Below are 19,852 nucleotides of genomic sequence, written 5' to 3' on the forward strand. Positions count from 1 at the left end.
TGTTGGACGACGAATCACCGACTGATGACCCGCCTACACCCCGACGATGCGTACCGGCAACCTGATCACTGCCTCGAAAGAAGACTACAGGATTGTTTATGGCTATGCATAACTGCCCTCGGTCGGCACAGCCGTGATCGGCGAACTCGACGACGCGTGGTCGTGCCGGTCGAAGGACCAGGACCACGTGACCCGACACCCCACTCGAGCAGCGTTGACGACCAGGGCTGCGAGCACGCGATCTCGATCGACGAGTCCACCGCGATGCGACACTGTCAGATCCGCGGTACCGCCGAAGTCCCGCGCGTTGAACGCGAGCACACCCAGATCCGGCGTCTGCAACCCCGTGACGTGGACGGCATCCCCGTCGGACCGGACGACCGACTGACCCGCGGGAACGCGGTAGTAGGACATCGAGGTGGCCAGGGTGGCGCTCGACACGGACGTCCGCGACGTCGTCATCCGCGCGCCGAGTCCGAACAGCCTCGACGCTGCCGTCCGCACCACCGGTTCCGCCACACGCAATCGAGCGGCGATCGAGGCCGCGCAGCCGCTCGGGTCGTCACGGGACCAGTCCGCGACGAACGGCACATGACTCACCGCGTTGCCGCCCGTGCCGGACAGGGCGGGCGAGTAGGAGCGCAGATCCGCGATGACGTGGTTCATGACGCCCGCCGGCAGTGCGAGGTCGCGAAGGATCGAGCAGTACAGCAGAACCGACGGGATCTTGGGCGCCGACACCGTCTCGATCGTCACACAGATCGCGAAGAGCGCTCTCGGATCTGCCGGTCGCGTCACGGAGCTCGGGGGCATCACCGCATCGGTCGACCGCCCTCGCACGATGGTTCGCGCCGCCGTGGCCACTGCCCGCGGGCGTGACATAGCGACCTGAGCCGCGGCGCCGAGGAGGCGGAGACCGGTGAGCGGACGCTCGTCCGTGAGAGGCGGCGGAATCGGGAGCGTTCGGCCACCGATCGCGAGAGACAGCCGTCGCACCTTCGGAAAGAAGACCGTCTCGTCTCCGAAGAGGTGGCTGTAGACGACGCGGACGTGCCGGGCGCCGACCACCACGTGCACCGTCGCGTGGTCGAAGGCTCCGTCGGCGTCCGGGCGGTCGCCCCGCCGGACGAAGTCCGCGATCGCGCTCTCGCGGAAGCCGTCCCGGGTCAGCGTCAGCTCCCCGGCGTCGAGCGCGTCGTGGACGGCATCCGTGAGGGGCAGAACGTCGAAGTCACCGGTGGCGACCATCCATCGCACCGCCGGCCGGTGGCCGGGAGCGAAACACGCCTCCGCCCACGCCCTGCCGACACTCGTCACGGCACCGAGGTCGACGTCTCCGTACAGCGTCTCGACCTGGCAGCAGAATTTGCCGGCCCACGGATCGGCGGTCATCGGGCACACCGAGGCGTGCCGTGCGCCCCACTCCGACATGTCATGACGATTCCCCTGTCCTTCACGTGACGGACCACATACCAGGCAGCGGGCCGTGTTGCGACCGCGTTCCCGAACCGACGGGTCTGATGGAAACACTTTAACAACTGAGTGCGGCGGTTTCACAGTTGTCTTGAAACCGGTTATCTGGTTCAATGGCTCGAAACCGACTCGGGGACGGTTTCGTACGCAACCTAGACCCGGAGGTGCAGTATCAGTTCGCCGCAGCGGGAGTGGACAGCACTCCCCGACATCCGTACCGAGCCGCGAGACGGCGCCGAGGCCTTCGAGGCCCGGCCCCTGCGCGTCACGATTCTGGGAATCAACTACGCGCCCGAGACGACGGGAATCGCGCCTTACACCACCGCGCTCGCGGAGGGCCTCGCAACGCGAGGACACCGGATCGACGTCGTCACCGGCATGCCCCACTATCCCGAGTGGCGGATCGCGGACGGGTACGACCAGTCCTCGTCCGACGAGCAGATCAACGGCGTCGACGTGCACCGTCGACGCCACCTCGTTCCGGATCCGCCCACCCCCAAGGGCCGCATCAAGATGGAGGCGAGCTTCGGAGCCCGCTCCGTGCGAAGCGGCTGGAACAGCCCCGACGTACTGCTCTGTGTCAGTCCCACTCTCATCTCGACCGCCATGGCGATCACCCGTGCGCGCCTCTCGCCGCGTCGGCCCGCCGTCGGTGTGTGGGTCCAGGATCTGTACAGCCTCGGTGTCGTCGAGACCGGCGCGATGGACGGCCGCGGAGCACGCGCCGCCGCCCGCTTCGAGTCCGAGATCCTCCGTGCCGCGGACGGCGTGTCGGTGATCCACGACCGTTTCCGCGACCACGTCACCAGCAACCTGCAGGTCGATCCGGCCAAGGTCGAGGTGATTCGCAACTGGACCCACATCCAGCCGATGGGCACCATCGACAAGGAGGCCGCACGCCGGTCGTTCGGGTGGGCCGAGGACGAGACCATCGTCCTGCACTCCGGCAACATGGGCGCGAAGCAAGGACTCGAGAACGTCGTCGAGGCCGCGCGGTTGGCGGACGCGGAGGGACGACGTGTTCGATTCGTCCTCATGGGTGACGGCAATCAGCGCCCCCAGCTCGAGGCCGCCGCCGTCGGCGTCTCACGTCTCCAGTTCGTTCGGCCGCTCCCGGACCTCGAGTTCCGGTCCGCACTCGCCGCCGCCGACGTGCTCCTCGTCAACGAGAAGCCGGGCGTCGCCGAGATGGCCGTTCCCAGCAAACTGACGTCTTATTTCACCAGCGGCAATCCTGTTCTCGCCGCGACCGACCCCACGAGCACGACGGCGCATGAGATCCGTGCGTCGGGGGCCGGAGTTCACATCGGGTCGGGGGACCCCCGAGAGCTTCTCGACACTGCTCTCGCGATCGGCTCGGACGACGTGTCGTCCCGCCGGTTCGGAGACGCCGGGCGCAGGTACTGCACCCGCATGCTCTCCGAGGACTACGCCATCGACCGCTACGAGGGGTGGCTTCGTCGGCTCGCAGCCGCACGCCGCTCCCCGGCCCGCACCGAAAGTGTTATCAGCTCATGACGAAGATCGGAACCGGAAAGCGCGCCCTCATCACGGGCATCACCGGACAGGACGGCTCCTACCTGGCCGAGCTCCTGCTCGCGAAGGGATACGAGGTGCACGGAGTCGTGCGTCGCTCGTCCTCCTTCAACACCTCTCGCATCGATCACATCTACGCCGACCCGCACAACCCGGACGCGAAGATGTTCCTGCACTACGGCGACCTCAGCGACGGTGCCCGCCTCGTGACGTTGCTCATGCAGATCCGTCCCGACGAGGTCTACAACCTGGGTGCGCAGTCCCACGTGCGCGTGAGCTTCGACGAGCCCGAACACACCGGTGACACCACGGGTATCGGCTCCATCAGACTGCTCGAGGCAGTGCGTCTCGCAGGCCTGGACTGCCGCTTCTACCAGGCGTCGAGCTCCGAGATGTTCGGTGCCACACCGCCTCCGCAGGACGAGACCACGCCGTTCCATCCGCGCTCGCCCTACGGTGCCGCGAAGGTCTACTCCTACTGGGTCACGCGGAACTATCGCGAGGCCTACGGGATGTTCGCTGTCAACGGCATTCTGTTCAATCACGAATCACCCCGCCGTGGTGAGACTTTCGTGACGCGCAAGATCACCCGCGCAGCGGCTCGCATCGCCGCCGGCATGGAGAACGAGCTCTACCTCGGCAACCTCGACGCCATCCGTGACTGGGGTTACGCACCCGAGTACGTCGAGGGAATGTGGCGCATGCTGCAGGCCGACACTCCCGACGACTACGTCCTGGCGACCGGCGGTAACTTCTCGGTCCGTGACTTCCTCGTCGCCGCGTTCGAGCAGGTCGGTCTCGATTGGGAGCAGCACGTCAGGTTCGACGAGCGCTACCTTCGACCCTCCGAGGTCGACGCCCTCATCGGTGACGCGAGCAAGGCGGAACGCGACCTGGGCTGGAAAGCCACGGTGCACACCCCCGAACTCGCCCGCATCATGGTCGATGCGGATGTCGCAGCGCTCACGCACGAGGGCAAGCCGTGGATCGATCGCCCGTCCCTCCCGGACTGGAACAGGTCGTGACCACCGGACCGAGCAGTGTCGTGCCCGGTCCGCTCGATCGCGACGAACCGCTCTACATCGCCGGCCACCGCGGCCTTGTCGGATCGGCTCTCTGGCGCCGTTTCGAAGGTGAAGGTTTCACGTCGCTGATCGGACGGACGTCGTCCGAGCTCGATCTTCGTGAGCGCGACCAGGTGTTCGAGTTCTTCTCCGCGACTCGCCCCCGCACAGTCGTTCTCGCTGCCGCGAAAGTCGGCGGCATCCTCGCCAACGACACGTTCCCGGTGGACTTCCTCTCCGAGAACCTGCGCATCCAGGTCAACGTCCTCGACGCAGCGCTGGCCCACGACGTCGAACGGGTTCTGTTTCTCGGTTCCTCGTGCATCTACCCGCGATCGGCGCCACAGCCGATTCGCGAAGAGTATCTGCTCACCGGCACGCTGGAACCGACCAACGATGCGTATGCCATCGCCAAGATCGCGGGCATCCTGCAGGTGCAGTCGGTGCGCAAGCAGTACGGGTTGCCGTGGATCTCTGCCATGCCGACCAACCTCTACGGCCCGGGAGACAACTTCTCGCGTTCCGGATCGCACGTCATGCCCGCACTGGTGCGCCGTTTCGAGGAGGCAGTCGCCGAGGGGGCCGAACAGGTCACGAACTGGGGCAGCGGGAGGCCGCGTCGCGAGTTCCTGCACGTGGACGACATGGCATCGGCCTGTCTCCACCTGCTCGAGCACTTCGACGGACCGCAGCAGGTGAACGTCGGCACGGGCGTCGATCACACCATCGCCGAGATCTCGGACCTGGTAGCGGCCGCGGTCGGGTACAACGGTGACGTGAACTGGGACACTTCGAAGCCGGACGGCACACCGCGCAAGCTGCTGGACGTCACGACTCTCACGGAGTCGGGGTGGTCGCCGTCCGTCGGACTCGCCGACGGAATCGCCGGCGTCGTCGACTGGTACCGCACCGCGGGCCGTGCCGACGCCGTGCGGTCGTGAGCGCGGCACCTCTGCGTCGATCGTTGGCCGGCTTCACCGGCCGAGGCTACGACAAGGGCGCAGGACCGCTGAAGCAGATTCTCTGGCTGGCAGTGTCCGGGACGGTACTGACGCGATGGTGGTGCCCCGGTTCGGTCCGGGTCCGCGTTCTCCGGGCGTTCGGTGCCACCATCGCCGACGGAGTGTTGATCCGACACCGCGTTCGCATTCACTGGCCGTGGAAGCTGACGGTGGGGCGCGATTCATGGATCGGCGAGGACGTCTGGATCCTGAACCTCGAGCCCGTCACGGTGGGTTCCGACGTCTGCATCTCGCAGGGCGTGCTGCTGTGTACCGGTAGTCACGACCGCCGGTCTCCTACCTTCGAGTTCGACAACGCGCCGATCGAGATCGGCGACGGGGCATGGATCGCCGCGCGAGCCACGGTGTTACGCGGAGTCACCATCGGATCCGACGCTGTCGTCGGGGCCACGGCCCTGGTCACCGCGGACGTCGCAGCGGACGCCGTCGTCCTGGCACCGAACGCGGTGATGCGACCGTGAGGATTCTTCACGTCGTCACACTGATCTCACCGGACGGCGCCTACGGCGGGCCGGTGCGAGTGGCGGTCAACCAGGCACGCGAGCTCAGGGCACGCGGCCACGACGTCACCATTGCCGCCGGCACCCGCGGCTTCGACGTGGCGCCCACCGAGCAGGACGGCGTGCCGGTCCGCCTCTTTCCGGTCCGTGCGCTACTGCCGGGCGCGGGCTTCGCGGGCCTGTCGTCCCCAGCCATGGTGACGTGGTTCCTGCGCCACGGCCGAGACTACGACGTGGTCCATGTGCACCTGGCGCGGGACCTCGTCACGCTGCCGATCGCGCGCATCGCTGTCGGCCGATCGCAGCGGCTGTTCACACAGACTCACGGCATGATCGACCCGACCGACAAGATGTTGGCGCGGCCGATCGATGCTCTGCTCACGCGTCCGGTACTGCGCCGCGCCTCCGGGGTGTTTCACCTGACGGATCACGAGAAGCGCGACGTCGAGGCGGTGGCGAACACCGACCTCGACTTCATCCGTCTCGCCAATGGTGTTCCCGCCGCGGAACGTCGACGGGAATCCGGTGAGGCCCCGCCGCATGTGCTCTTCCTCGCTCGACTTCAGGCTCGTAAACGCCCCGTCGATTTCGTGAACGCGGCAGTCGCCGTCCTGGCTGAGGGCCACACCGCTCGCTTCACCCTGGTCGGACCAGATGAGGGTGAAGGCGATGCGGTCGCCGCGCGCATCACCGACGCCGGCGTGAGCGCTTCCGTCGAGTGGCGCGGTCCGCTGCCACCACACGAGACGCTGGAGACCATGCGCACGGCCGACCTCTACGTGTTGCCGTCCGTGGACGAGCCCTACCCGATGTCGGTTCTCGAGGCCATGTCCGTCGGCGTACCCGTGATCGTCACCGACACCTGTGGTCTCGCCCCCCTGATCGCCGAGAACGCGTGCGGCGCAGTGACGAACGGCACTGTTTCCGAGCTCACCGCGGCGATGTCCGCGCTGCTTGCGGACCCCCCGACGCTCCGCACAGCGGGCGAGAACGCCTTCCGGACGGTCCGGGAGACCTCCGGCATGGCCTCCGTCGCTCAGACGCTCGACGCCGCGTACTCACGCGACGGCGCACCCGCACCCTCGCCGTAGACTGACCGGGTGCTGCAGAGGAAGTCGCCCCGGCGCCGTCGCCGTCGGGTGGCGCTCACCGTTGTCGGCGCCGTCGCCGTGGCCACCGCCGTCGGCTGGGAGCCTTACGTGAGCCCGCGCGTCGATCAGCCCACTGCCGCGGACGCCATCGTCGTTCTCGGAGGCGCCCACGACGGACGTGAGGAATTCGGCCTCGAGTTGGCAGAGGACGGCTATGCGCCGCAGGTGGTGTTCTCGGATCCGTACACCGCACGAGGTGTCGGTTCCTACGGCGATCCCGACTACATGAGCGATCTGTGCAACGGCACCTACGACTTCACGGTCACCTGTTTCGTTCCGGACCCGTCGACCACCCGCGGTGAGGGACGAGAGATCCGCCGGCTCGCGGAGGAGCAGAACTGGAAACATGTTCTGGTCGTGACGTTCCGGCCCCACGTGTCGCGCAGTCGGTACATCCTCGACAAGTGCTGGGACGGTGACCTGACCGTGCTCGCGAGCCCGACCGAGCTCCCCTGGTGGGCGTGGACGTGGCAGTACGTCTATCAGACAGCGGGATTCGCACGCGCGGTGTTCGAGGACTGCTGACAGCCCTTCGCACACGGAGTCAGTACGCGCCTTCGCTGCCGAACACCGCACGCACGGTCTTCACGATGATCAGCATGTCCTGTGTCATGGACCAGTTCTCCACGTACGAGAGATCCAGGCGCACAGATTCTTCCCACGTGAGGTCGGATCGACCACTCACCTGCCACAGGCCGGTCACACCGGGGCGCACCAGCAGACGCCGACGCACGTTTCCGTCGTACGTCTCCACCTCACGGCGCAACGGCGGACGCGGACCGACGACGCTCATCTCGCGACGGAGCACGTTCACGAACTGCGGCAACTCGTCGAGGCTGTAGCGGCGTAGAACTCGGCCGACACGCGTCACTCGCGGATCGTGCTTCATCTTGAACAGCACTCCCCCCTCGCTCTCGTTGCGCGCGAGCAGGGTGGCCAGATGCTTGTCGGCGTCCACCACCATGGTGCGGAACTTGATCATCTGGAAGGGGTTACCGTCCAGTCCCATTCGCTCCGACTTGTAGAAGATGGGGCCGCGAGTGTCGATCTTCACGGCGAGCGCGATGGCGAGCAGAACGGGCGACACGAGCAGGAGAGCGAGAGCCGAGAAACACATGTCGAAGGCGGTCTTGGTGAAGCGGGTGGCTCCCTGGTAGCGCGGCTTCTGAACATGGAGGAGTGGAAGGTCGGCGACCGGCTGGAGGGTGAGCCGCGGACCTGCGATGTCGGCGACGCCGGGCGCCACGACCAGATCGACGCCGAACGGGTCGAGTTCCCAGAGCAGGCGCTTCATTCCTTCGGCACCCAGATGCTCGGTCGCGGTGACCGCGATGACGTCGGCGCCGGTGGAATGCATGGCAGCGATGACGGCGTGCTCGTCACCGAGTACCGGAATGCGGTGACCGTCGACGTCGAGGGACCCGGCGCCATTGCTGGACGTGGCCACACCGTGCCCGGGCACACAGGCACCCACGACCCGGCAGCCACTCGACTCGTCCCGCTCGAAGGACGCCGCCATGGATGTGGCGGCGCGGTGCGAACCGACCACGAGCACCGAGGTCGTGAACAGTCCCGACGCCTTGTGTCGTCGTGCCCACCCCCGCCAGACGTGCCGACCGATCAGCAGGCCGACGGCGCCGAAGGGAAGGGCGATGGCCAGGTAGCCGCGTGCGAAGTCGATGCGGAACAGCAGAGACAGGATCGCGACGACACCGAAGAGTCGCATGGTCGCCGAGAGGATGCGTCGATACTCCTCTGCCCCGGTCCCGATGATCTGCGTCGACCTGGCTCCGAAGATCACCAGGAAGGCGGACCAACCGACCACCAGAAGCAGCGACACCGTGACGTAGTCGATGTCGACGGACGCGGCCATGAGCGACGAGTTCTCCCCGAACCGCACCACGTGTGCGAGCGCGACGGAGAGGACGATGACCGCCAGATCGGTCAGGGCCACACGGCGCCGATAGACGGCTTGCCAGTGGGCACGTGACGACGGTGCGACCCGAGGGAAAGGCACGGTGACGCGAGAGTAGTTCGGCTCGTCGGTCGTTCTCGACACGGCAGGACGAGGGATCGACACACCTCTGACACTGCTTCGTTCGTCAACGCTGGTCACGCACGACACCGCCTCTGGCTCGAGTTCCGCCGCCGACGCGCCCCGCAGCGCAGCCACCGGTCGGAAGAAGACCGGATACCGAAGATCATATCACGCAAGATACTTTCGGTTTGTTTTCAGGCCTCAGAGAAACCGACCGAGAGGTGTGACTCGGAGTCAGAACCCGGGGATCAGACCCGGCGGGATCTGGATGCCGGGCGGCAGCTGCACACCGGGGAGTCCCGGGATGGTCGGCGGAGCGGGCGCGGGGGCCGGCGCCACGTCGGGAACCTCGGCGGCCGGAGCGGGCGCCTCCACCGGAGCCGGAGCGACCGGGGGAACGGTGGTGGTGGTCGGCGGCACCGTGGTGGTGGTCCGTGTGGTGGTCGCCGTCGTCGTGGACGGTGCGTCCGAGTTCGACGTTCCCGCCTGATCGGCCGGCGTGACGTCGGCGGTGGACTGCGACGGCGTGGCGCCGTATCCGAGCGCGAGCCCGACGGCAGCGATCACCGCGAGACCGACGGCCGCGATGAGCGGCAGCCGTGGGCGTGACGAACGCTGTTCCGGCGCTGCGGAACCGGACCCGGAGAGCCACGAGGGAGTCTCCGCCGCACGCGGATCCGCCACGTCGGGGCGATGCTCCGAGTCGCGAGCCGCATGGTCGATGTCGCGCGCAGAGTGCTCACGGCTCTCCACGTCGCTGTAGGCCATGGTCTCCGCGGACGGTGCGCTGAGCGCCTTCTCCGGCGCCGGTGCGTCCGGCGTGCGCGGCGCGACCGGCCCGGCGACCACGGGAGCGGACACCAGCGGTGCCGCGACGGTCGGAGCGGGAGCAGCGGGACGAGGGGCGGCCATCGGGACGGGACCGGAGTTCGACTGGCCGTCCACGGGAGTCGCGGACAGTGCCGCACCCTTCGCGGCGACCAGCTCGGGCTCCGCGGGCGTGATGGTGGGCAGACCGACCCAGCCCGCGAGCGTCGCCCGGACCAGGGGTATGCGGGATCCGCCGCCGATCATGACGAGAGCATCGACGGGGCGGCCGGCGCGCGTGATGACGTCGCGCGTGAGCCGCGCGGACTGCTCGATGGGGACGGCGACCATCGACTCGAACGCCTCGCGGGACAGCAGGATGAGCCCGCCGATACCCGGCAGGCACACGGCGCCGCTCGAGGAGAGCTGCTCCTTGGCCACGCGGCACCGGAGCTCGAACTCGCGGCCGTCCACGTCGTCCAGGCCGCTCTGCTGGCGGCCGATCTGGTTGTCGCGGATGGTGGCGTCGAACATGTTGCCGCTGACGGCGAAGCTGCGCTCCGAGGTGAGCACCTGGCCGTTGTCGAGGTCGACGACGGTGACGCTGAGACCCGAGCTGCCCAGGTCGTACAACCCGACGACGTGGAGCCCGTCGAGATCGCCCGTGGACCGCAGGAACTGCACGGCGGCATGCACTTCGGGGACGAGGCGGTAGTTGACGATGTGCTGGCGGGCCATGGCCCGGGCGACGGCGCCGGCCTGCGCGTCGTCGCGGTAGGCGACGCCGGTGGCGGAGATCGACTCAGGGTCGGCGGGGTCGGCGAGAATGACACCGATGGACTCGGCCGCGAGCTGCTCGGCCTGGTCGAACGTCGTGTCGATGGCGCGGTGACGGAAGGCGGCCTCGACGCCGGCGCGCAGCCCCTGAACGGGCCTGGCCAAGCGCACGGCACTGGTGCCCACCGACACTCCCAGTACTGTCATGAGCCGCCTTGTCCGGACCGATGTACCGCACGACGAGCGCGTGCGATCACAGAGTGTAACCAGGCCGCGCCATCGCCGTCACATCGGCTGTTACGACCTTGCAAACGGGGCAGGCGTCCACTTTGTCCGGAGGCCGGTCACGCGTAGGGCATGCGGGCGGTCTCCGGATCGCCGAACGTGACCGCTCGCTCGCGTCTGGTTCCCGAGGCGAGGGTCGCGGCCCAGTTGATCAAGGTGCCGGCACGGTTGCGTCGACCCGAGAGGAACGCGATGTGGATCGCGCCCCACGCGGCCCACCCGGCGAAGCCCGAGAGCTGGATGGGGCCCGCCTGCAGCAGCGCGTGCCGACGCGCGATGTAGGCCGCGCTACCGAGATCGTGGTACTTGAACGGCGACGACGCGCGCGTCCCGTTCTCGATGGTCTTCGCGATCATCGCGCCCGCGTGGCGGCCGCCCTGCATGGCGACCTCCGCGACGCCGGGCAGATCGTCGAGAGCGGCCACGTCGCCCACGACGTACACCGTGGGGTGCCCCGCGACCGAGAGGTCCTTCTCCACCGGGATGCGTCCGCCACGCGCCTGCGTGACGCCCAGTGCCGACGCCAGGGTGCCGGCGAACGGCACCGCCTCGACGCCCGCGGTCCACAGCACGGTGTGGGTGTCGTACGTCGTCTTCTGCTTGTCCGACTTGCGGGTGACCTCGATGTGGTCGGCCGTCACGTCGGTCACGTGGACCCCGAGGTGGGTCTCCACCCCGATGTGGTCGAGGGTCTTCTGGGCCTTCGCCGACAGCGTGGCGTCGAACGACTCGAGGACGCGGTCACCGCCGTGGAACAGCAGCACCCGCGCCTCGCTCGGGTCGATCGAGCGGAACTCGTGCTCGAGCGCCCCGACGGCGAGCTCACGGATCTGCCCGGCGATCTCGACGCCGGTGGGGCCGCCGCCGGACACCGCGAACGTGAGCCACGGCCGACGCTCCTCGGGAGTGGGCAGCGACTCGGCCATCTCGAACGCGCTGATGAGCTTGCGGCGGATCGCGAGCGCGTCGTCGACGGTCTTCATGCCGGGCGCGTACTTCGCGAACTCCTCGTTGCCGTGATAGCTCTGCCGCATGCCGGCGGCGAACACGAGGTAGTCGAAGGGCAGCTCGAACGTCGACCCGTCGATACGCGACGCGGTGAGACGTCGTTTCTCGAGATCGATGCCCGACGCCTCCCCGAGCGCGACGTGGGTGTTCTTCTGTCGACGCAGGAGGTGCCGCAGCGGCGAGGTGATGGATCCCTCGGACAGAAGGCCGGTGGCGCACTGGTAGAGCAGCGGTTGGAAGACGTGCGAGGTGCCGCGGTCGATCACGGTGACGTCGCCGTCGATGTGGCGCAGCCGCCGGGCGGCGTACAGCCCGCCGAATCCGCCGCCGACGACGACGACACTCGGGCGCTGTCGTGAGAGTTCATCAGCCATGCTCGAAATCCTGCCACGCGAGACCGCAGTGCTGTAACGAAGCGGGGCGTCGTCACGAACCTGTGAGTAGGTTTACCTTTCACCATTCTTCCCAGCCGAGAGATGCCAGTCGATGTTCCGTGTTGTGGGCGAGTGGTGGAGTCGACCGTTCGACTACTCCGCGATGCCCGGCTACATGGCGCAGCGCGGACTGCAGCGGCCCTACCGCCGCATGATGGCCGCAGTGGTGCTCATGGTGGTGCTCGCCGGGTCCCTGCTGCTCTTCACCAGCGGAGCACCTCCCTCACCTGCCGCCCGCGCCGTGTTCATCGCTTGCCTGGTCACGGGCGCAGTGTCGGCGCTGCTGTGGCTCCGCGGGACGTGGCCGACTCGTCGACAATCCCTCGTCTTCCTGTTCGGCGACGACGTGGCGCTGGTGGTGGGGCTGTCGATGCTGGCCGACGTGCAGGCCTCGTTCACCGTGTCCGTGGTGTTCGCCCTGCTCGGCATCTACTGCGGCTACTTCCACTCGATCCGCACGCTCGTGGCGCACATCGCGCTGACGGTGGCCGTGTCGCTCTACTTCTTCGGCTCGGCCGCCGCGGAGGGCGACAGCGACGTGGCGTACCTGTCCGTCCTGCTGGTCGTGCAGCTGGCACTGTTCCTTCTCGCACCGCTGCTCTCGCAGATCCCGCTGTCGAACCTGCGGGATGACGCGTACCAGTCGGGCACCGATCCACTGACCGGGGCGCTGAACCGCCGGGGGCTGAGCGCGGTGGTGCACGCGCCATTGCTGGCGGCGGCACGTAACGACGAGGTGGTGGCGATGATGGTGATCGACCTCGACAGGTTCAAGTCGGTCAACGACCGCGTGGGCCACGAGGGCGGCGACGAGGTGTTGCGACGGGTCTCCGAACGGTTGCAGACCAGTACGACCACCTGGGCGTATGTCGCCCGTCTCGGCGGCGAGGAGTTCTGCGTCGTCGGGATCGTGCCGTGGGCGGAGATGCGGAACCGTCTCGACGACGTCCACGCCGCCGTCCGGTGCGACGCCGACGAGGTACCCGTCACGGCGAGTGCCGGAGTCGCGTGGATCCCCGGCAGCCGGTGGACCCGCGACGCCGACGACGTCGAGTTGCTGATCCGCCGCGCCGATCGTCTGATGTACGAGGCGAAGCGCGCGGGAGGGGACAGCCTGCGGTTCGACGACCAGGCGTACACCACGACGGACAACGCGCGCACCTGACACCGGGGCGGACCTACACTCCGCTCATGCATGTCCTCTACGTCTGCACGGGCAACATCTGCCGCTCCCCCACCGCGGAACGGTTGACCGCCGCGTTCGCCCGTGACCTGAACCTGGACGTGACCACCGACAGCGCCGGCACTCGTGCCGTGATCGGGCACGGTGTCCAGGCCGAGGCGGCCCGCGTTCTCGAGTCCCTGGGCGGCGATCCCACCGGGTTCGTGGCCCGCCGGCTCACCCCGACCATCGCATCCGGGGCGGATCTGGTGCTGACGATGACGTCGCGGCACCGTGACGAGGTGCTGACGGTGGCGCCCCGCAACCTGCGGCGCACGTTCACGTTGCTCGAGGCGGCGGAGTTCGCGCGGCGCACCGGGGTGATCGACCCGGCCGCGTGGGTCTCGGAGCGCGCGGCGAACCCGGTGACACAACTCGACATCATGGATCCCATCGGTCAGTCGACCGACGTGTACGAGCGGGTGGGCGACGCCATCTCGGAGGCGCTCGGTCCGCTGTTCGAGATCTGGGGCGCTCGCTGATCGAAGTTCGGACTGCCACCCGCCGTCTCCCCGGCTACGGTATGACTCGGCTCGCGGACACGGGCGGAAACGGAGCGCGGAGACCATGCGTGAGAGTGCTGCCGTCGCCGTCGTGATGGGCATCGCCGCGGCCGCCCTGGCCGGCGGGCTCACCGTCGCTGCCGCCGGCGGGGTGTTCGACGCGGACGTCCGACGGGTCTCTCCCCCACCCATCGACGGCACGGTCGCCGTCGTGGGCAGCCTGACCTACGCGCCCACCATCGAGGTGCCGCCGTCCCCGACGTGGCAGATCGCGCCCGTCACCACACCCCGGCCCACCACCACGCCTCCGCCGACCACCACCGCGGCCACGACGGCCGACGAGCCGACCACCACGACGCGGCGCACCCGCACGTCCACGACCACCACCACCGACGCGGACGACGCCGAGTCCGGGGAGAACTGACGGTGCCGTGTCCCCCGGTCACGAACGTGGTGCACACCCGGAATACTTCCGCCACGGACGCCGTTACTTTCACCGACGGTGTTCGATCCCAATGCCCCGGGTACCAACCATCAGCCGCTTCGAGCGGCCACCTGCCGAGAGGCGCACTGGCGGGCACCGTCGCCTATGACAAAGCCGCAGACCCCTGGTCTGCGGCTTTCGTCGTTCACACGGTGCGGGTTCGAGCAACCCGCCCCTGTCAGGACTGATACGGACGGCGAGGCGGCGGACGCATCGTCGACCGGCTCGGAACCTGCTCGGCCTCGTACCCGATCCCGTTGCCGTTGCCGTTCGCGTTCTCGGCCTGACGTCGAGCCGCTCGACCGCCATGGCTCCGAGTCGGCTCGTAGCGAGGCGCGGGGTAGGCCTCGGGGGCGGGTGCCGGGGTGGGCTCCGGCCCGGGTTCGGGGACCACGACCGGTGCTGCCGGCCGCACCGCGGCGGACGGAGCGTCCTGACGAGCGACCGTGGTGTCGGTCTCGTAGTAGTGGCGGTAGTCGTAGTCCCGCTTGCCGCGCGAGGGGGCCATCGTGAGGATGACGCCCAGGATCGGGGCACCCACCTGCGTCAGATTGCCCAGTGCACGGGTGAGTTCGTCCCTCTTGGTGTGGCCGTGGCGTGTCACCACGATGGCGCCGTCGGCATGCGCGGTGATGACGGATGCGTCGGTGACGGGGAGCAGCGGCGGTGCGTCGACGACGACGTAGTCGAAGCTCGCGCGCAGCGTGTCCATGACGGTGCGCGCCGCCTCGGAGCCGAGCAGCTCGGACGGGTTGGGCGGCAACGGCCCCGAGGCGAGGACGTCGACACCGTGAAACTTGGTCGGCTGCAGCACTTCCTGTACATCCGCCTGTCCCGACAGCACGGTGGAGAAGCCAACGGACCCGACGAGGCCGAGGTACTTCGAGACACGGGGACGACGGAGATCGCCCTCGATGAGCGCCACGTGGTGGCCGGCCTCGGCGAGGACGAGCGCGAGGTTGACGGCCGTGGTCGTCTTGCCCTCGGCGGGCACGGCGGACGTCACGACGATGACGCGCGGCGGGGAGTCCACCTCGAGGAACTGGAGGTTGGTGCGCAGTTCACGGAACGCCTCGGCGGTGCCGGAGGACGACTCGGCGAACGAGAGCGCCGCCTCCTCCTTGATGGTCTTGTCGAAGGGCACGACGCCGACGACGGGAACGCCCGAGAGATCGGCGAGGGCGGTGCGGTCCTTGATGGTGTTGTCGAGCCGGTCGCGGATCACCGCGAGCGCGATGCCGAGCAGCAGGCCGACGGCGACACCGAGAGCGAGGTTGCGCGTGGTCTTCGGTGACACGGGACCCGCAGGAACCTGGGCAGGTTCGACGACGCTGACCTTCGCCAGGGCAGCTCCGCCACCGGGGGGCGTCTCGAGATCGTCGACGAAGCCGACGAAGGTCGCGCCGATGCCGTTCGCGAGGTCGCGAGCGGTGGTGGGATTCGCGTCGGAGACACACGTGTCGATCAGCACGGTGTCGGGCGAGGACGTCGTGCGGACCTTCGACGCCAGCGTCGACGGGCTCATGGAGAGGCCGAGGCTGTCGATGGTGCGCTGCGCGACGCTCTCGCCGCCGAGGAGCTGTGTGTAGGAGGCGACGCGCTGCTGCGACGCCAGGTTGCCCTGGTACACCTCGGTCACCGAGGACGACGACGAGCCGGTGGAGACGTAGAGGCGGGTGCACGCCTCGTACACGGGCGTGGACACGAGTGAGAACACCAGCGACGCCGCTGCGGCGATCACCGTGGTCAGAACAATCACGATCCACCGCGCGCGGAGAATTCTCACGTAATCAGATATCTCCACCGAGACGACTCCTCACATCGATGACGGCCGGACCGAGCACCCTGACCACACATCTGGGGCAAACTTCTGGACTCACCTTAACCATGTCGTGACCATCGGGCATCTCGAGAACGGGGCGAAAGCTTCGCTCCGGTTTTTACGCGATAAATGTGAGAAACACCGATTTCCGAAATCACGATCGAGTTCGTGAGCACTGCATACTTCGGCCTGCTCCGCTCGCCGTGTGGCACAGTTCACCACGTGACCAAGCTCGACCGCACCGATGCTCGCCTGTTGCTCGCGCTCTGCGACATCCCTCGCGCCACCGGAGTCCACCTCGCCTCGGTCCTCGGACTGGCTCGAAACACGGTTCAGGCCAGACTCTCTCGTTGGGACGACTCACATACTCTCGCGCCGATGGACCGGCTCGTCTCCCCTCGGGACCTGGGGTATCCCCTCCGCGCGTATGTGGGCGCAGTGACGGACCAACACCGCCTCGAGGCGGTCATCGATCGACTGCGGGACATCGCCGAGGTGACCGAGGTGGTCGGTGTCTCGGGCGGAGCGGATCTACAGATCGGCGTCTCCGCCGCGGACGCCGACGATCTGTATCGCGTCGCCGGGCTCATTCTCGCGGTTCCCGGAGTCGAACGCACGACGGTTTCTGTCGTGATGCGCGAAGCGATTCCCTATCGCACACGCCCGCTGATCGAGCGGCTCGCGCGCGAGAACGACAATTCCTGATTTTCGCTCCTGTTACGTGTACGCAAAACAAGGATTCAGCCCGACGGAAGCGTGCAACCGCCCCTCGACGCAGGTTCCACGCTGATACCGTCCGACAGGTGATACGCCCAGGTTCCGGCGGCCGCAGTCGTGGTCGGTCCCGGGCACCCTTGACCGACGTCGTGCGTCGCCGTATCGCTGTGCTGATCCCGACGTTCGCCGTCCCCGGCATCCTGACAATGCTCAGCGCCGCCGGCCCGGCCGCCGGCGCCCCGCGTATCGCTGCCATCGCCGTCCTGCTGTCCACTCTTCCCGTGGCGGCAATCGTCGCCACCGCTCGCAAATCGTTCACCTGGTGGCGCCGGGCGCGCACCCAGCGCGCCGTCGCTCTGGCCTTCACCGTCTACGCCGACGTGGGGACGTCGACCTTCCTCCTGCTGTGCAGCAGTCACGCTCTGGGTCTCGCCGGGTGCGCCCTGTTCGCGGTCATCAGTTCGTACGTCGCCTTCTTCGGCGGACGCGCCACCGTGGTGGTGCACCTGGTGCTGACCACCGTCGTGATCGGCTGGATGACAGCGCTGGTCCTGCGCGAGCAACCGATCGGCGCCATGGCCACCATCGCCGCGGCGACGAGCATCTGGCTGGCGGTCAACGCGACCATGTCCATCGTGAGCACCACCTCGATGTCCCTGCACCGGCACCTCGAGCGCCAGATCGACAGTGCGCGGACCGATCCGCTGACGGGACTGCTCAACCTGCGCGGCCTGGAGGTGCAGGCGAAGCGGCAGCTCCGCGGACGGTCACAGGTGGGATTCCTGCTCGTCGACCTCGATCACTTCAAGTGGGTCAACGATCATCACGGGCACATCGCGGGCGACGGGGTGCTCGCGCTCGCCGCCCAGCGCCTGCGCGATCACCTGGGTGACCGGGCAGTGGTCGCGCGACGCGGCGGCGAGGAGTTCCTCGTGGTGCTCGACGCGCAGTCCACCGGTCTGCATGCAATCGCCGAGTCGATCCGGCTCGCGCTGTCCGACACGTCCGACCTCATCCCGGTGACGGTGAGCATCGGGGTCTCGTGTCTCGACACCACGCGGATGACGGCGGCCCCGATCGCGTCGACCATCAACCACGGTATGCACCTCGCGGACATCGCCATGTACCGAGCGAAGGCGGCGGGCCGCAATACCGTGGTGGTCTACACGGACTGACGCCCGGACGGTTTGCCGTCATCCTCCTCGGGTAGCTCGCACGCGAGCCATCACCCGACGACGAGAGGACCGTCCCATGGCCGTCAATCCGATCGAACTGCAGAAGCACCTGGCCGGCGCCGACTACCCGGCGTCGCCGACAGACCTGGCCGATCTCGCGAAGAGCAACGGCGCGGACGACGACGTGGTCGACGCACTGTCGTCCATGCCCGACGACAGCTACGACGGGCCCGACGCCGTCAGCGCCGCCATCACCAAGAAGTAGGTCAGGAGTCGAAGCGCCGGGGCGGCACCGGACTCGTCGGCAGGTAGATCAGCTCCGACGATCCGATGTCCGCCGGCGCGACGTTCTGCGCGGCGATGATCGCGGCGGCGTGCTCGCTGTCCGTGGTGCCGTGCGCCCGCGCCAGGCGGGACAGCCGAGTGCGTGCCGCCGACGTGGAGTCGTCGAAGAATTCGGCCAACACACCGGTCGCACCCGAGATGGTGGCCGCGCCGCTGAGTACTGCCTGCACGGCGGCCGACGCGTCGACGCGTCGTATCTCCGACGCTCCGGTGGTGAGGGCCAACGCCGTCAGGTCGGCGAGCATCTGCCCCAGCTCGTCCGGACGCTGGGTCCCCCACTGTTCGGCGGTGTAGACGGCCAGGGCGCCGAGTCCGACGCCCAGGGCGACGACCGGATACGCCCGTACGGCGCCGACGCCGCTCTCCTCGGCAAGTGCGCGGTACTGCTCCCACCGGCTGCTTCCCGCCTCTGAGGCGTCGCCGATCATGGCCACGGCCGTTTCCCGGGCACTGGTGCGGACGGGACCGGACGTGAAGAGCCGCTCGTCGGCGGCCGCACTGCCGACACTGGCGGTGGCCACGGTATGCAGGGTATCGCCGTCCAGCAGGGAGATGACGGCGATGTGTGCGTCGAACCCGGTGAGTGCGGTGCCCGCGATGCGCTCGAGGAGGGCGGGCAGGTCGAAGCGAGTGATCAGCGTGGCGGTGATGTCGGCGAGGGCGAGCCGAGTGGGCGTCGTGTTCACCGGGGACCTCCGTTGTCTCGTTCGTCTCTCATGCTGATCCGACGGGCCACGACGTCGGCAGCGACCTCCGTGACGCTGCGCCCCCGTGCGAAGGCGTGCGCGCGCAGACGGTCCATCGCCACGTCGGTGGTCACGGCCAGTTGCACCGCGATCATGCCCGCCGCCACGTAGACGTCGGCGCGGCTGTACGGGCCGGCGCCCTCGATGGCGGCGACGTCCTCCGATGCCAGAGCATCCTCCGGGGTGGCCGCCGCGTCGTCGGTGTCGTCCGGGTTCACGTAGTGCCCGAGCACCGTACGCGCGATCGCGACAGCGCACATGCGGGCCGCGTCGTGCTCGACGTCGGTCAGGTCCACGGGGGTCGATCGGTAGAGCTCCAGGACGCCGAACGACGACGCGCCACCCAGCAGCGGGTAGGCGTACATCCCGCGAGCGCCCAGCGTGGCCGCGCCCTGTCCGAAGATGGGCCAGCGGGCCGCGGAATCGGGCGAGCGGATGTCGCCCACCCGTACCGGTTCTGCGGAGCGATGCGCGTCGATGCACGGGCCTTCGCCGACGGTGAACTGCAGTTCGTCGAGCTGCTGCGAGAGGGCGTCGGTGGCGAAGACGAGTTCGCGCACGTCGTGCGAGGTGCCGAGAAGCGCGACCGCGGCCCCGTCGACACCCGTCAGCCGCACCGACGTCTCGGTGACGTGGCGGATACCGGTGAACGAGGATGCACCGTCACGTGAGGACGCACGACGATCGTCGTCAGGGGTGGGGTCGTCGGGCATGGAATCCACGAGCGAACCTCCTCCGGACGC

General features: G+C 68.3%; 19 protein-coding genes. 12 read left to right on the forward strand and 7 right to left on the reverse strand.

The features are described 5' to 3' along the window. Window positions 1-102 precede the first annotated feature (102 nt). Window positions 103-1,431, reverse strand: a complete 1,329-nt coding sequence (locus QE397_RS16960; protein ID WP_307096209.1) for a hypothetical protein — start codon at window positions 1,429-1,431, stop codon at window positions 103-105. A 348-nt stretch (window positions 1,432-1,779) separates the two neighbouring features. Here QE397_RS16960 and QE397_RS16965 point away from each other — a divergent pair, with 348 nt between their 5' ends. From QE397_RS16965 to QE397_RS16990, 6 genes are read left to right on the forward strand one after another with little or no spacing between them, the layout of a single operon-like run. Beyond that, a complete protein-coding gene (locus tag QE397_RS16965) occupies window positions 1,780-2,991 on the forward strand; it encodes a glycosyltransferase family 4 protein (RefSeq protein WP_307097611.1) in 1,212 nt (403 codons plus the stop codon). Continuing rightward, a complete protein-coding gene (gmd, locus tag QE397_RS16970; RefSeq protein WP_222633051.1) occupies window positions 2,988-4,034 on the forward strand; it encodes a GDP-mannose 4,6-dehydratase in 1,047 nt (348 codons plus the stop codon). Before QE397_RS16965 ends, gmd begins: the two co-directional genes overlap by 4 nt. Beyond that, the gene (locus QE397_RS16975; RefSeq protein WP_307096212.1) at window positions 4,031-5,014 is read left to right on the forward strand and encodes a GDP-L-fucose synthase; all 984 of its coding nucleotides are present in this window, start codon (window positions 4,031-4,033) and stop codon (window positions 5,012-5,014) included. The genes gmd and QE397_RS16975 overlap by 4 nt, the downstream gene beginning before the upstream one ends. After that, window positions 5,011-5,556: a DapH/DapD/GlmU-related protein gene (locus tag QE397_RS16980; protein WP_307096214.1), complete on the forward strand. Its 546-nt coding sequence runs from the start codon at window positions 5,011-5,013 to the stop codon at window positions 5,554-5,556. Before QE397_RS16975 ends, QE397_RS16980 begins: the two co-directional genes overlap by 4 nt. After that, window positions 5,553-6,686, forward strand: coding sequence for a glycosyltransferase (locus QE397_RS16985; RefSeq protein ID WP_307096216.1), 1,134 nt, complete (start codon window positions 5,553-5,555; stop codon window positions 6,684-6,686). Before QE397_RS16980 ends, QE397_RS16985 begins: the two co-directional genes overlap by 4 nt. A 9-nt stretch (window positions 6,687-6,695) precedes the next feature. Further along, complete coding sequence (locus QE397_RS16990; RefSeq protein WP_307096218.1) at window positions 6,696-7,271, forward strand: YdcF family protein; 576 nt, start codon at window positions 6,696-6,698, stop codon at window positions 7,269-7,271. A 19-nt stretch (window positions 7,272-7,290) separates the two neighbouring features. Here the strand turns inward: QE397_RS16990 and QE397_RS16995 are convergent, their stop codons facing one another. The 3 genes from QE397_RS16995 to QE397_RS17005 form a co-directional block, all read right to left on the reverse strand. Then, complete coding sequence (locus QE397_RS16995) at window positions 7,291-8,763, reverse strand: sugar transferase (RefSeq protein ID WP_373425246.1); 1,473 nt, start codon at window positions 8,761-8,763, stop codon at window positions 7,291-7,293. Between the two features lie 255 nt (window positions 8,764-9,018). Beyond that, window positions 9,019-10,575 carry an Hsp70 family protein gene (locus QE397_RS17000; RefSeq protein ID WP_307096222.1) on the reverse strand — a complete coding sequence of 519 codons (1,557 nt, stop codon included), beginning with the start codon at window positions 10,573-10,575 and terminating at the stop codon, window positions 9,019-9,021. A gap of 137 nt (window positions 10,576-10,712) precedes the next feature. Further along, complete coding sequence (locus QE397_RS17005) at window positions 10,713-12,035, reverse strand: NAD(P)/FAD-dependent oxidoreductase (RefSeq protein ID WP_307096224.1); 1,323 nt, start codon at window positions 12,033-12,035, stop codon at window positions 10,713-10,715. Window positions 12,036-12,147: 112 nt separating this feature from the next. Here QE397_RS17005 and QE397_RS17010 point away from each other — a divergent pair, with 112 nt between their 5' ends. The 3 genes from QE397_RS17010 to QE397_RS17020 all read left to right on the forward strand — a co-directional run bounded on the left by QE397_RS17010 (window position 12,148) and on the right by QE397_RS17020 (window position 14,244). Next, a complete protein-coding gene (locus tag QE397_RS17010) occupies window positions 12,148-13,260 on the forward strand; it encodes a GGDEF domain-containing protein (RefSeq protein ID WP_307096226.1) in 1,113 nt (370 codons plus the stop codon). Between the two features lie 26 nt (window positions 13,261-13,286). Then, entirely contained in the window at window positions 13,287-13,799 is a 513-nt protein-coding gene (locus tag QE397_RS17015) for a protein-tyrosine-phosphatase (protein WP_056443943.1), read from the forward strand. An 85-nt stretch (window positions 13,800-13,884) separates the two neighbouring features. Then, window positions 13,885-14,244 (forward strand): hypothetical protein, encoded by a 360-nt coding sequence (locus QE397_RS17020; protein WP_307096229.1) that lies wholly within the window; start codon window positions 13,885-13,887, stop codon window positions 14,242-14,244. Window positions 14,245-14,482: 238 nt separating this feature from the next. Here QE397_RS17020 and QE397_RS17025 read toward each other — a convergent pair whose 3' ends face one another. Further along, window positions 14,483-16,090 carry a polysaccharide biosynthesis tyrosine autokinase gene (locus QE397_RS17025; protein WP_373425247.1) on the reverse strand — a complete coding sequence of 536 codons (1,608 nt, stop codon included), beginning with the start codon at window positions 16,088-16,090 and terminating at the stop codon, window positions 14,483-14,485. 258 nt (window positions 16,091-16,348) lie between these two features. On the opposite strand from QE397_RS17025, the gene QE397_RS17030 reads away from it, so the two are divergent. The 3 genes from QE397_RS17030 to QE397_RS17040 all read left to right on the forward strand — a co-directional run bounded on the left by QE397_RS17030 (window position 16,349) and on the right by QE397_RS17040 (window position 18,283). After that, the gene (locus tag QE397_RS17030; protein ID WP_027506980.1) at window positions 16,349-16,831 is read left to right on the forward strand and encodes an Lrp/AsnC family transcriptional regulator; all 483 of its coding nucleotides are present in this window, start codon (window positions 16,349-16,351) and stop codon (window positions 16,829-16,831) included. A gap of 149 nt (window positions 16,832-16,980) precedes the next feature. After that, complete coding sequence (locus QE397_RS17035; protein WP_307096232.1) at window positions 16,981-18,018, forward strand: diguanylate cyclase; 1,038 nt, start codon at window positions 16,981-16,983, stop codon at window positions 18,016-18,018. A 76-nt stretch (window positions 18,019-18,094) separates the two neighbouring features. Beyond that, window positions 18,095-18,283, forward strand: a complete 189-nt coding sequence (locus QE397_RS17040; RefSeq protein WP_307096234.1) for a DUF2795 domain-containing protein — start codon at window positions 18,095-18,097, stop codon at window positions 18,281-18,283. A gap of 1 nt (window position 18,284) precedes the next feature. On the opposite strand, the gene QE397_RS17045 is transcribed toward QE397_RS17040, so the two are convergent. After that, window positions 18,285-19,049 (reverse strand): GAF domain-containing protein, encoded by a 765-nt coding sequence (locus tag QE397_RS17045; protein WP_307096236.1) that lies wholly within the window; start codon window positions 19,047-19,049, stop codon window positions 18,285-18,287. After that, complete coding sequence (locus QE397_RS17050; RefSeq protein WP_307097612.1) at window positions 19,046-19,822, reverse strand: GAF and ANTAR domain-containing protein; 777 nt, start codon at window positions 19,820-19,822, stop codon at window positions 19,046-19,048. The genes QE397_RS17045 and QE397_RS17050 overlap by 4 nt, the downstream gene beginning before the upstream one ends. Window positions 19,823-19,852: the final 30 nt, after the last annotated feature.

It is taken from the genome of Rhodococcus sp. SORGH_AS_0301 (assembly GCF_030818285.1).
Lineage (GTDB): Bacteria > Actinomycetota > Actinomycetes > Mycobacteriales > Mycobacteriaceae > Rhodococcoides.

Coding starts and splice junctions, on each gene's coding strand:
- QE397_RS17000 (WP_307096222.1), bottom strand. CDS start 10,575: ATGACAGTACTGGGAGTGTCGGTGGGCACCAGTGCCGTGCGCTTGGCC.
- QE397_RS17015 (WP_056443943.1), top strand. CDS start 13,287: ATGCATGTCCTCTACGTCTGCACGGGCAACATCTGCCGCTCCCCCACC.
- QE397_RS17040 (WP_307096234.1), top strand. CDS start 18,095: ATGGCCGTCAATCCGATCGAACTGCAGAAGCACCTGGCCGGCGCCGAC.
- QE397_RS17020 (WP_307096229.1), top strand. CDS start 13,885: ATGCGTGAGAGTGCTGCCGTCGCCGTCGTGATGGGCATCGCCGCGGCC.
- QE397_RS17010 (WP_307096226.1), top strand. CDS start 12,148: ATGTTCCGTGTTGTGGGCGAGTGGTGGAGTCGACCGTTCGACTACTCC.
- QE397_RS16960 (WP_307096209.1), bottom strand. CDS start 1,431: ATGTCGGAGTGGGGCGCACGGCACGCCTCGGTGTGCCCGATGACCGCC.
- gmd (WP_222633051.1), top strand. CDS start 2,988: ATGACGAAGATCGGAACCGGAAAGCGCGCCCTCATCACGGGCATCACC.
- QE397_RS17005 (WP_307096224.1), bottom strand. CDS start 12,035: ATGGCTGATGAACTCTCACGACAGCGCCCGAGTGTCGTCGTCGTCGGC.
- QE397_RS17050 (WP_307097612.1), bottom strand. CDS start 19,822: ATGCCCGACGACCCCACCCCTGACGACGATCGTCGTGCGTCCTCACGT.